8 protein-coding genes are annotated in these 13,009 nt (G+C 48.4%); 5 read left to right on the top strand and 3 right to left on the bottom strand.

The window, feature by feature from the left end:
• Window positions 1–94: 94 nt before the first annotated feature.
• Genes H9625_RS16060 through H9625_RS16050 form a run of 3 tightly spaced genes read right to left on the bottom strand, consistent with a single transcriptional unit; the run spans window position 95 to window position 4,014 of the window.
• Window positions 95–1,303, bottom strand: coding sequence for a DUF1810 family protein (locus tag H9625_RS16060; protein ID WP_191765311.1), 1,209 nt, complete (start codon window positions 1,301–1,303; stop codon window positions 95–97).
• Window positions 1,304–1,343: 40 nt separating this feature from the next.
• Window positions 1,344–2,648, bottom strand: coding sequence for a sensor histidine kinase (locus H9625_RS16055; RefSeq protein WP_191765309.1), 1,305 nt, complete (start codon window positions 2,646–2,648; stop codon window positions 1,344–1,346).
• Complete coding sequence (locus H9625_RS16050; protein ID WP_191765307.1) at window positions 2,638–4,014, bottom strand: sigma-54-dependent transcriptional regulator; 1,377 nt, start codon at window positions 4,012–4,014, stop codon at window positions 2,638–2,640. The genes H9625_RS16055 and H9625_RS16050 overlap by 11 nt, the downstream gene beginning before the upstream one ends.
• A gap of 276 nt (window positions 4,015–4,290) precedes the next feature.
• On the opposite strand from H9625_RS16050, the gene H9625_RS16045 reads away from it, so the two are divergent.
• From H9625_RS16045 to H9625_RS16025, 5 genes are all read left to right on the top strand, one after another.
• Window positions 4,291–5,685: a TolC family protein gene (locus tag H9625_RS16045; RefSeq protein WP_225226476.1), complete on the top strand. Its 1,395-nt coding sequence runs from the start codon at window positions 4,291–4,293 to the stop codon at window positions 5,683–5,685.
• A 138-nt stretch (window positions 5,686–5,823) separates the two neighbouring features.
• Entirely contained in the window at window positions 5,824–7,074 is a 1,251-nt protein-coding gene (locus H9625_RS16040) for an efflux RND transporter periplasmic adaptor subunit (protein WP_013618638.1), read from the top strand.
• Window positions 7,075–7,228: 154 nt separating this feature from the next.
• The gene (locus H9625_RS16035) at window positions 7,229–7,837 is read left to right on the top strand and encodes a GIN domain-containing protein (RefSeq protein ID WP_191765305.1); all 609 of its coding nucleotides are present in this window, start codon (window positions 7,229–7,231) and stop codon (window positions 7,835–7,837) included.
• A gap of 138 nt (window positions 7,838–7,975) precedes the next feature.
• Window positions 7,976–10,333, top strand: coding sequence for an FtsX-like permease family protein (locus tag H9625_RS16030; RefSeq protein ID WP_191765303.1), 2,358 nt, complete (start codon window positions 7,976–7,978; stop codon window positions 10,331–10,333).
• A gap of 143 nt (window positions 10,334–10,476) precedes the next feature.
• Window positions 10,477–12,834, top strand: a complete 2,358-nt coding sequence (locus H9625_RS16025; protein WP_191765301.1) for an ABC transporter permease — start codon at window positions 10,477–10,479, stop codon at window positions 12,832–12,834.
• Window positions 12,835–13,009 lie beyond the last annotated feature (175 nt).

The following is a 13,009-nucleotide window of genomic DNA, read 5'->3' as shown; positions in this document are numbered from 1 at the left end:
TGTAAGATTATTAATCTTCACGCCGAAAGATTATTAATCTTCACGCTGTAAGATTAATAATCTTACAAACGATGCAGTAAATCGCTCATGCAGCCTAATCCATTTCCAATTCCAATTCCATATATTCTGCGTAAAACCTTTGTAACAAGTCTGCAAATTCCTCCGGCAATCTTTTCAAGACTTCTTCCCGAATAGTTTCGGGAACACCTCCATAATAGGCCTCGGCAATGCTTCCGGCAATGGCACCCATCGTATCAGTATCGCCACCTAACGAGACAGCCAGCCGGACAGCACTTTCGTAATCAGCACTTTCCAAAAATGCGATAATAGATTCGGGAACAGAGCCTTGACACCGGGAATCGAAACGATAAGTAGGGCGTATCTCATCGCATGTACGGTCCAGATTGTAATGGAAAGTTTCCTCGATGTATGCCTTAATAGCTTCTTTCGGATGATTCTTGCGTGCCAGGAAAATGCAGGCAGCAGTAGCTTGTGCACCTTTGATACCTTCAGGATGATTATGAGTAACCGATGCACTTTCCCGAGCCGCATCTAAGGTTTCCTCAAGTGTACCGAATACCCATCCCACAGGGCTGACCCGCATGGCAGCTCCGTTTCCAAAACTATTATAAGGCTGAGGATACTCCTCTTTCAACCATTTCTTAAACATACCTCCGTACCCGGCATGGGGATACCTGCGTCCAAGGTCCTGCATAATGTCCGTCAGGCTTCCTTTCTCCAGCAACCAGCGAACATTAGCTACGGTCATTACGGTATCGTCGGTAAATTTCGAATCTTTGCCAAACAAAGGAAAGTCTGGGGTTTTACATCCACGCCATTCATAAACCGAACCGATGATATCGCCTGCCGCAGCTCCTGCCAGAAAGTTTTTCGAAGAAGAACGAAGCAAGCGGAGCGTAAGCGCGTCCTGTTCTCCACCGAAATGCTTGCACAACACACGCCGAAACAGGTCGTCTGTAGCTACTTGGTTGAACAGAGTCATACACGAGCGTACTTTCATTGCGTCCAGCGTACCAAATACGCTTTCAGCACTTTTATCCGTATTCAGGAGAACAAGGGTGATTTCGCGCAAGCGATTTCCCAATACAGGATGCTTCAGGTAATCCTGTGCTTCTTGCAAGTCTGCAATACCATAATAATCAGAAGTTTCACTTATACCCAACCCTCTCAGTTGTGGGAATATCCACCAAATCCAATGATTAGTTTTCCGTCCAGCCTTTACCTCGGCAAGAGCTTCTGCATACGTGTTTTGTTGTGCGGTCAAGAATCGGTCTATTTGCATAGTAATAGAATATTAATGTGATACAATCTCCAGTAATACGTTATTCAAACTCCAAGACAAACGTGGTGTTCCATCCGTTAGTGCCGGCACGCAACAAGCTGATGCTCCCTCCCGAAAGTTTCATAATCTGGCGGGAAAGTGAAAGACCGATGCCACTTCCGTTGATACGAGTGGTAAAGAAAGGAACAAAAATCTGTTCGGCTTCCTCTTCCGGAATTACCGGACCGTCATTACTGATATAAATAAAAACATGCTCATCAGCTGCACTGTAGGCACGTATGTGGATGCGCCCTTTGTTCCCACCGATAGACTGTACCGCATTTTTCAAAATGTTTATCAATACTTGCCGAATCAGGTTCGGGTCGGCATACAGCATCAGCTCTACCGGTTCTATCTGCAAAGTAAGTGCCACTGTCTCGGGCACAAGACTCAGTCCTTGTATCTGCTTCAAAAGGTCCATCAGGTAGAAAGGTTCGGGAGAAGGTTTCTGTAAGGCTGAAAATTTGCGGTAACTGTCTACAAACGAAATCAACCCTGTCGATGTCTCGTGAATGGCACGGATACCGTCGTACAATGGACCGTTTACGACATCTTTCCGTTTCAGGAATGTTTCGCTCAGCGAAGAAATGGGAGCGATGGAGTTCATAATTTCGTGGGTCAGCACACGAGTCAGCTTAATCCACGAATCCAATTCCTTTGCGTCCAGTTCATTGCGGATATCGTTCAAAGTAAGGATACGCACATTCTTCCCGCCCAGCTGCATCTCGGTTGCCCGCACCGACAATTGCACATCACCTTTTCCTGTTGTGTACTGAAGATTGCACCGTTCTCCGGCTTTCAGTGTACGCAACAAGTATGGAACTTCGGTACCGAAACGTTCCAGCTGACGTAGCGTGCTAAGTATCGGTATTCCCAACAGCCGCGCAGCTGCCGGATTGGTTTGTACGACAACGTGATTTTCATCCAGTATGATTACCCCTGAACTTACACTCGACAATATTTGTTCGTAGAACCGTTCCCGCTGTTCCATCAGTTGCTTCTGTTCACCCATCAGGCTACCGAACTGGTTCAATGTTTCCTGCAACACACGTTCTCCACCCGAAAAGCCATAAAGAGGCAAGCGGAACGAATAGTCACGGTTACGGATGGCTTCCAGCATCAGCCAGCTTTTCTCACGCAATTGTTGTTGCATCTGATAGGATATCCATGCGACTATAGCGCATAATCCTCCTCCTGCAATGCCTGCCCACCAAACCTTTTCCAAGATACCGGCCGTAAGCAATGCTATTCCACCCATCAAAGCTACCAGACGGACAAACGTTGCATAAAACCACTTATAAGCCATACCGTTTCATCTTATTATAAAGCGTTTGCCGGGTTACTCCCAACTTGGCGGCTGCTTGTGACAAGTTGCCGTCACACTGTCCGATAGCTTGCTGAATCATCGTACGCTCCATTTCATCCAAGGTGTGAAATGCCATTTCTGTTTTTTCTTCAGTCCCCGATGCGTTTTCTCTTTCTGCCATATCAGCCAACTGCAACGATTCGGCACGCAACTCACCGTCATCCGCCAAAATCACAGCTTTCTCAATCGTATGCTGCAATTCACGGATATTCCCGTACCACGGATATGCCAATAGCCGGGCTGCCGCATCGGGAGCAAATGTACCGTTGGTCCGTCCGTATTGCTTGGCATAACGTTCCAAAAACATCCGTGCCAGCGGCAAGATGTCTTCTTTGCGTTCACGCAACGAAGGGATATGCAGGTGAATGGTATTGATGCGGTAAAGCAAGTCTTCGCGGAATTCGCCTTTGCGCACCATTTCGTCCAAATCACGGTTGGTGGCACATATCAGGCGGATATTGGTAGGTTGCGGCAGGTTGCTTCCTACCTTGATGAAACTCCGCTTCTGAATGGCGGTCAGCAGTTTTGCCTGCAGGTAATAAGGCAGATTGGCTATCTCGTCCAAAAACAAGGTTCCGCCATCGGCAGCCTCAAAGCGTCCGATACGGTCGGCATGGGCATCAGTAAACGAACCTTTTACATGACCGAACAATTCACTTTCGAACAGCGATTCGGTAATGGCACCCATATCCACCACGACCATCGGTCCGTCTTTCCGGTTCGAAAGGCGGTGTATCTCACGTGCCAGCATATCCTTGCCCGTACCGTTCTCGCCGGTAATCAGAATATTGGCATCCGTAGTGCTGACTTTTTCCACCAATGCACGTAAAGGGCGGATAGCTGCCGAATTGCCCCAATACATTGTCGTATCATTCCCTTCCGAGACCAACATTGCACGTTTTTTCTCCTTTCGTCCGTTGCATACTTTACGATATACATCCAGTAAAGTCTGAATCAACTTGTCATTGTTCCACGGCTTCACGATAAAGTCGGCAGCACCGTCCTTAATCCCTCTTACCGCAAGGTCGATATCGGCGTATGCCGTAAACAGCACCACTGCCGCCTGCGGACGCAATCGACGGATTTCCTTCAGCCAGTAAAGTCCCTCGTTCCCGTTGTTGATGCCCGAAGAAAAGTTCATATCCAGCAATACTATATCTACACCGTTTTGAGCCAGTACAGTCGGTATCGTTACGGGAGAGTCAAGTGTCAGAATCTGCCCGAAATAATCTACCAGCAAATATTGCAAAGAAGTCAAGATGTTGCGGTTATCATCCACCACCAATAAAGTTCCTTGTTTTGCCATTGTTGTTTCTGATTTTTTCAACGCAGATTAACGCGGATTAACGCTGATTTTTATTAATCCGCGAAAATCTACGTTAATCTGCGTTTCATCTTTCTGTCTGCAAAGATACACAAAGAAACAATACGCCCTTTCATAGGAAGTGTCTAATTTTTTGACACCAAGTGTCTAATTTTTTGACACTCCACCAAATGAGCTTTTTTATAACAAGCAGAAAAACAATCATTTAATTTTCTGGCACGATATTTGTTATTGATTTGACAGAAACAAAGACAAAATATGAAAAAGAATATGAACATACGAAAATCAATGGGCATGCTGCTCTGCCTGTGCAGCCTGTCGGCAACCGCCCAAGAAGCATGGGACATCGACCGCTGCATGGCATACGCTGTAGAACACAACCGTACCGTGAAGCAGCGGAAACTGGAAGCCGACAACTACCGGCTGGACAAGATAGAGGCTATCGGGCAATTCCTGCCCGGAGTAAGCGGAAGCGTGAGTGCACAGTACAGTTACGGACGTTCGGTAGACCCCGGAACCAACACCTACATCTCACAATCTACGTTCAACAACGGCTATGCCATGGAAGGCTCGATGCCTATCTTTCAGGGAGGAAGCCTTATCAACCAAGTGCGGCGGGCAAGAGCGAACGAACTGTTAGGCAAAGCCGCCCTGCAGGAAGCGAAAGACAATACCGCACTCGAAACCTTCCAGGCATACATCGACGCTCTTTATTACTACGGAACGACCCGCCTGGCAGAACAGAAGCTGGTAGAAAGCGACTCATTAGTTTACAAGACCCGACGCCAAGAAGCGTTGGGACTGAAAGGCATGGCGGACGTGGCACAAATGGAAGCCCAGCAAGCCACCGATGCCTACAACCTGACCCATCAGCGCAACCTCTATGAGACGGCAATGCTCACCCTGAAGCAGACGATGAACTATCCCGTAGCGGATACCCTCGTGCTCGACACCCGGCTGATAGACACACCCGTCATCGAACAGGTGCGGCTCTCGGCAGACAACGCCGATGACGTGTTCCGCATCGCCCTCAACTGCAACCCCACCCTGCGCCAGTCGGAAATGAACAAGCAAGTGGCGCGGATGAACCGCAAGATATCGTGGGGCTCGCTCTTCCCTACCATCAGCATCTTCGGTGGCATCTCTTCTTCTTATTATAAAGAGTTACACCAAAGCGGCTACGACAACTTCGCCGACCAGATGAAGAACAACTTCGGTTCCTACTTCGGCATCTCGATGAGCATCCCCATCTTCAACCGCATGTCCGGTTCCATTGGTGTGAAGCAGGCAAAAAACAATTACCTCATCGCCACCCAGCAATACGAGGCACAGAAAGAAGCCTTGCAGAAACTGGTGCTGCAAGCCGTGCAAGACCGCGAAGGATTCCTCAAGGAAAGCCTGCAGATGGAAAAGAAAGTCACCTCCGACTCCATCGCCTACCGCGTCACACGCCGCAAATTCGAAGAAGGGCTGATGACCTCGCTCGACGTGCAGAACAATGCATCCACCCTCCTCGAAAGCCAGACCGGACTGCTGCAAAGCAAACTCACCTACGTAATGAAGTGCCGCCTGGTAGATTATTATAAAGGAGAAGAAATCATTCGGAATGAAGAGAGAAATGCTACTAAAGAAACGCAGATTATCGCAGATTAACACAGATTGGGCTTAATCATTAAAATTTATAATCTGTGAAAATCTGCGTGAATCTGCGTTTCAAAAAAGAATAAGGAATGAAGAATCGTAAATCGTAAATAGTAAACAGTAAATCGCAAAATCGTAAATTTTAAAATTATGGATATTCAACTCGAAAAGAAAAAAGGCATTCAGAAGAAACACATCCCCTACATCGCAGGCGGCGCGGTCATCCTCGCCCTGCTGGTATGGATTATCTTCGGCAACCACGCATCCACCTTGCGCATCGACGGCGACGCGCTCAACATCGCCGACGTCACCTACGGAGAGTTCAACGACTACATCCGCCTCAACGGACAAGTGCAACCCATTTCTATCGTGCAGCTCAGCCCCGAAGAAGGCGGCATCGTGCAGGAAAAAGTAGTCGAGGAAGGCGCGCACGTGAAGAAAGGCGACGTCATCCTCCGCCTGAGCAACTCGAACCTCGACCTGCAGATATTGAACGCCGAATCGGAACTCGCCGAAAAACAAAACCTGCTGCGAAACACCCAAGTGACCATGCAGCAAGACAAGCTGAACAACGAGACCGAAAAGGTACAGCTCGACGTAGATACCCGCCGCAAGCTCCGCACCTTCCAACAATACGAACGCCTCTACAACGAACGGCTCATCAGCCGCGAAGAATATCTGCAAGCGGAAGAAGATTATCAGGTAGCCCAAAAGCAGCATGCCCTCATCAGTGAACGCCTTGTGCAAGACTCCATTTACCGCACCATCCAAATGGACCAGATGGAAGACAACCTGCACAACATGCGCCAGAACGTCCTCCTCATCCGCGAGCGCAAGGACAAGCTGGAAGTGCGTGCCCCGATAGACGGAGAACTGGGACTGCTGGATGTGGAACTGGGACAGAATATCACTGCCGGACAGATGGTAGGCCAAATCAACGACCTTTCCGACTTCAAGATTGAAGCGATGATAGACGAGCACTACATCGACCGCGTCACCAACGGGCTGCCAGCCACCTTCGAACGGCAGGGAGCAACGTTCAGCCTCAAGGTGCGCAAAGTCTACCCCGAAGTGCGCGAAGGACGTTTCCGCACCGACCTTGTCTTCGAAGGCAACCGCCCCGAAAATATCCGCAGCGGACAGACGTATTACATCGATTTGCAATTGGGCGAACCGACCCAAAGCGTCCTCATCCCGAAAGGCACATTCTTCCAAGTAACGGGCGGCAACTGGATTTTCGTCCTCGACAAGGACGGCAAGAAAGCATACCGCCGCCAAATCCGCATCGGACGCCAGAACCCCCAATACTACGAGGTGCTGGAAGGCCTGGAGCAGGGCGAACGCGTCATCGTCTCCGGCTACGAAAGCTACAAGGACAACGAAGTGCTCATCCTGAAATGACGGATTTTTCACCACAGATTACACAGATTTATTAAATGAAGAATGAAGAACGAAGAATGAGAAATAATAATTTGATAAATCTGTGTAATCTGTGGTGAAAAAAGCCCGATTCGACCCCTCGAACGATACAACAACCATTAAAAACATGAAATTTATGAAACAGATTATCCTTTCACTCATCGTACTTCTCGGCGCAAGCCTCAACGCCTGCATGGCAAAAGACAACCAGACCAGCGAAATGCGCGACATCAGCGGCTACACAGCCATTCACATCGACGGCGTGGCAACCGTCCGCTTCACCCAAGGCGACACGTGGGCGTGCCGCGTGGAAGGCGAGGCAAAAGAAGTGGGCAGGCTCACCACCACCGTAAAAAACGGCACACTAATCATCGACCAACGGAAAGAGGGCAAACGGGAGCAGAACATTCAAGGTACAACCCTCTATCTCTCCGCCCCCACGCTCGATGAAGTGGAAATAGATGGCGTAGGCACATTCGAATGCGAAGAACCACTAAAAGCCGAAGACATCCGTTTCGAAATAGACGGCGTCGGCACTATAAAAATCGCCGACCTGCATTGTCAGACAGTACAGATAGATATCGACGGTGTGGGCAAAGGCAATGTCAACGTGTATTGCGATAAGCTGAAAGCTCGTGCCGATGGAGTCAGTTCGCTCAAGCTGAGCGGCAAGGCGCGTTCGGCAGACATTAAAGACGGCTTCTTAAGCAAAATCAATGACCGCCGGCTGAAAGTCGAGGAATAAGTTCACCACAGATTACACAGATTAATAAATTTAAAATGCAGAGCCACAGGATACACAGAAGAAATCAATTAAAAAATCTGTGTAATCTGTGGTGAAAAGAAATCGTAAATAGTAAATCGCAAAATCGTAAATAACCACATGAACACCTTAGCACGCAACTTCTCGCATACCTTCCGGCGCTTCTTCACGGCAAGCGTCCTGAACATCATCGGACTGGCAATCGCCTTCGCCTCCTTCTTCGTCATCATGACGCAGGTAGACTATGATTTGAATTTCAATAAAGGGTATAAGAATTATGAAAAGATATTCCGGCTGGAAATCAAGCCCAATGAGGAATGGGGCTGGCAGCTTTGGACTCCGCGCCCTATTGCCGAACTGATTGGCACAGCCTCGCCGCATGTGCAGGCATACGCCATGACCGGATGGGTAAACGACAACGATTATGAAGTGAACGGAAACCTGTTCAACGAAACTACCGCCTTCGGTTTCGGCGACTTTATGAAAGTGTTCCAGCCCGAAATGATAGCGGGTTCTACCGATGCGTTGGAAAAGAAAGACAACGTGCTGATTCCCGCCTCGATGGCTATGCGTATGTTCGGAAGCACGGATGCCGTAGGCAAAATGCTGTTCCAAAGCAAACAATCGGACAACAAACCCGTGACCGTAGGCGGTGTCTACAAAGATTTTCCCGAAAACTCGCAGATAGGCAATCATATTTTTATGCCGTTTGACCCTGACCAAGACAAAAACGACTGGGGAAACTGGAACTACACTTGCTATTACCGGCTGGACAATCCGGCAAATGTTTCCGAAGTGGAAAAGCTGGCTTTCCAGCAGCTTCTTAAAGTTGCGCCAGACGACTTGAGGGAAGGTCTCAAGCAAGAAAAAGACAATTCCAACTTCTTCAACCTTGCTCCCCTATCGGAAGTGCATTTCTCGAAAATCGGCAACAAGAGCGCCAGCAGCCGCACCACGGTCTACCTGCTCATCTGCGTATCGTTCCTGATTATCATCGTAGCTGCCATTAACTTCATGAACTTCACCCTTGCCGAAACGCCGATGCGCATCAAGAGCATCAACACGCAAAAGGTATTGGGAGCCACTACCGGTTCGTTGCGCAGAGGGCTATTGGCGGAATCCGTACTCATCAGCCTCATAGCCTTTGCGGCATCCATCGTATTGCTGCTCATCTTGCGCGATTCAGGCGTGCAAGACCTCGTGACGGCAAACCTCAGCCTGAGCAAACATCTTCCTTTAATAGCCGCCACGTTCGGCATCAGTATTTTGATTGGCGTGCTGGCGGGATTATATCCTTCTTTCTACGTCACCTCGTTCCCTCCTGCTCTTGTGCTGAAAGGTTCGTTCGGGCTCTCGCCTAAAGGGAGGAAGCTGCGCACGATATTAGTCTGCTTCCAGTTCTTCGTGGCGTTTATGCTCATCATCGCTATCGGAATCATGTACACCCAAAGCCGATACATCCGCACCTCGGAATATGGCTATGACAAGGATGCTATCATCGTGGGCGAAATGACTCAAGAAGCACGGAAGCAAAAAGACGCTGTAGTAGAAGAACTTTCCCGGATATCGGGCATAGAAGGCATAGCGTTTTCGCAATTCGTGCTCAATTCGGGAGATACCTATATGAGTTGGGGACGAGGCGAAGGAGACAAGAGCATTAATTTCGCCTGTTTCCCGGTAGACTACCGTTACTTAGACGTAATGGGCATCCGCATTACCGATGGACGTAATTTCAAGCCCAGCGATAATGGCGTGTACATCTTCAATGAAGCCGCACGGAAGAAATATCCATGGATGGCAGTAGATATGCCCTCTACTCCGGGCGACTGGAACGTAGTGGGTTTCTGCGAGAATATCAAGTTCAGCACATTCCGAAACAATGACAGCACCGAACCAATGGCTTTCATTTACGTCAGCAAAGCCAAACTTTGGAGTTACGAAAACACCGTCAACGTCCGCGTCTCTGCCGGAACAGACAAGGTGGAAATCATCCGCTCGCTCCAGAAAGCCATGGAGAAGTTCACGCCGGGACACGACTTTCATTTCCGCTTTATGGACCAGGTGCTCGACAATGCGTACCGCAATGAATTGCGATTCACCAAGCAAATCCTGCTCTTCTCCCTGCTTGCCATTGTCATCAGCATCATCGGCGTATTCGGCTTGACCATGTTCGAGAGCGAATACCGCCGCAAGGAAATCGGCATCCGGAAAATATTCGGTAGCACCACGGGCGAAATACTCCGGATGTTCAACAAGCGATACCTATATATATTAATAGGATGCTTCATCGTAGCGGCTCCCTTCGGCTGGTGGATAGGACAACATTGGCTGGAAGGCTTCGCCGAACGCACACCCATACGTGCATGGATATTCCTCACCTCTTTCCTCCTCGTCACCGCCATCACCATGATTACGGTCACGGTGCAAAGCTGGAAGAACGCCAACGAGAATCCGGCGAACAGCATCAAGACAGAATGAAATAAAGTTCACCACAGATTACACAGATTAATAAATTTAAAACACAGGACCACAGGATACACAGAAATATCAATTAAAAAATCTGTGTAATCTGTGGTGAAAAGAAATCGTAAATAGTAAATCGCAAAATCGTAAATAACCACATGAACACCTTAGCACGCAACTTCTCGCATACCTTCCGGCGCTTCTTCACGGCAAGCGTCCTGAACATCATCGGACTGGCAATCGCCTTCGCCTCCTTCTTCGTCATCATGACGCAGGTAGACTATGATTTGAATTTCAATAAAGGGTATAAGGATTATGAAAAGATATTCCGCGCCGAATTTAAAGGAGGGGAAGACAGAGACTGGCAAACATGGTTATCCCGTCCGTTTGGAGAAATAATCGAGAACAGTTCTCCCTACGTTGAAGCTGTTTCTAACGCAATGATTTGGAACAGTGGTTACGATTATGAAGTGAACGGACATCTGTTCAACGAAACCACACAAACCGGCTTCGGCAACTTTATAAAGACTTTCCAACCCGAAATGATTGCCGGTTCTGCCGATGCGCTCAACCAAGAAGGGAATATCCTGATTCCCCAATCGATGGCGATACGCTTTTTCGGAAGCACAGACGCCGTAGGTAAAACCATCTTCGAAGGCAAACAAGCGGACAACAAACCGCTGACCATAGGTGGAGTATATAAGGATTTCCCCGAAAACACACAGTTAGGAAACATGCTCCTCAAACCGCTCGACAAGAACGAGAACAAAGACAACTGGAACAATTTCAACTATATCTGCTATGTACGCCTAAGCGATGCCACGCAAGCGGAAAGCATCGAGAAAATAGTCAGCCAAAAACTGTTAGAAATGAAACCTTTCACGGGAGGAATCGAACTGAAGGAAGGCACTCCTTTCTTCCGCCTTACTCCCTTATCGGAAGTCCATTTCTCGAAAATAGGGAATAAGAGTGCCAGCAGCCGTACTACGGTCTATCTGCTTATCTGCGTGTCGTTTCTCATCGTCATCATCGCCGCTATCAACTTTATGAATTTCTCGCTTGCCGAAACGCCGATGCGTATCAAAAGCATCAATACGCAAAAAGTGTTAGGGGCAACTACCGGCTCGCTCCGCACCAGCCTGATTATGGAATCGGTGCTCGTCAGCATCCTTGCCTTTGCCCTCAGCCTTGTTTTGATACTGGCTTTGCGCGATTCGGGCGTAGAAGATTTGGTCAGTGCCGACTTGAGTTTAGGCAAACATGTGATTCTCTTAATCGCCACCTTCGGCATCAGTGTATTAATAGGCATACTGGCAGGGCTATATCCATCGTTCTACGTTACCTCTTTCCCTCCTGCCCTCGTACTGAAAGGCTCGTTCGGCTTATCACCCAAGGGACGGAAGTTGCGCACAACACTGGTTTGTTTCCAGTTCTTCATCTCCTTTATGCTGATTATCGCTATCGGTATCATGTATGCTCAAAGCCGATACATCCGCACTTCGGAATACGGTTATGACAAAGATGCCATCATTGTGGGCGAAACAACCAAAGAAGTCAAGCAACAAATGAATGCCGTCGTAGACGAACTGTCACGCATTTCGGGTGTGGAAGGCGTGGCGTTCTCGCAATTCGTTCTCAGTTCATCCGACACTTATATGAGCTGGGGCATCTCCGAAGGAGAACGGACAATGAACTATGAGGTGATGCCAGTAGACTACCGTTACTTGGATGTAATGGGCATCCGCTTGACCGAAGGACGTAATTTTAAATCTACAGACGGCAGCGGATTCATTTTCAACGAAGCCGCAAGAAAGAAATACCCATGGCTCACACTGAACCAGCCTCCATTCCAAAAGAGCATGGCTTTCCCTGTCATAGGTTTCTGCGAGAATATCAAGTTTACCTCGTTCCGCAACGATAACGATGAACGCCCCATGGCATTCTTCTCTACCAAAGATTTAGGTTGGGAAGGTTGGGAAAACATCGTCAACGTCCGCATCTCCGCCGGAACGGACAAGGTAGCCGTTATCCGCTCCCTGCAAAAGGCAATGGAAAAGTTCACGCCGGGGCATGACTTCAACTTCCGGTTCATGGACCAGGTGCTCGACAATGCCTACCGCAACGAACTGCGCTTCACCCGCCAAATCTTGCTCTTCTCCCTGCTCGCCATTGTTATCAGCATGATAGGCGTGTTCGGGCTCACCATGTTCGAGAGCGAATACCGCCGCAAGGAAATCGGCATCCGGAAAATATTCGGAAGCACCACGGGCGAAATCCTGCGCATGTTCAACCGCCGTTACCTGTATATACTGATAGGATGCTTCATCGTTGCCGCTCCCTTCGGCTGGTGGATAGGACAGCACTGGCTGGAAGGATTCGCCGAACGCACACCTATCCGTGCCTGGATATTCCTCACCTCCTTCCTCCTCGTCACCGCCATCACCATGATTACGGTCACGGTGCAAAGCTGGAAGAACGCCAACGAGAATCCGGCGAACAGCATCAAGACAGAATGAAATAAAGTTCAACACAGATTACACAGATTAATAAATTTAAAAATCCGTGTAATCTGTGGTGAAAAAGACACCAACCAACTATTAATTATTAATTGTTAATTATTAATTAGTGTGTCCAGTTCTACGTTCCTAAAAAAGCAGTATCAAACGCCCTTGTTATTGTTCATATTATGCT

Source organism: Phocaeicola intestinalis, assembly GCF_014837065.1.
GTDB classification, from domain to species: Bacteria; Bacteroidota; Bacteroidia; order Bacteroidales; family Bacteroidaceae; genus Phocaeicola; species Phocaeicola intestinalis.
Note: the sequence above shows the minus strand (reverse complement) of the source record. Positions and strands in the feature narration are given on the sequence as shown.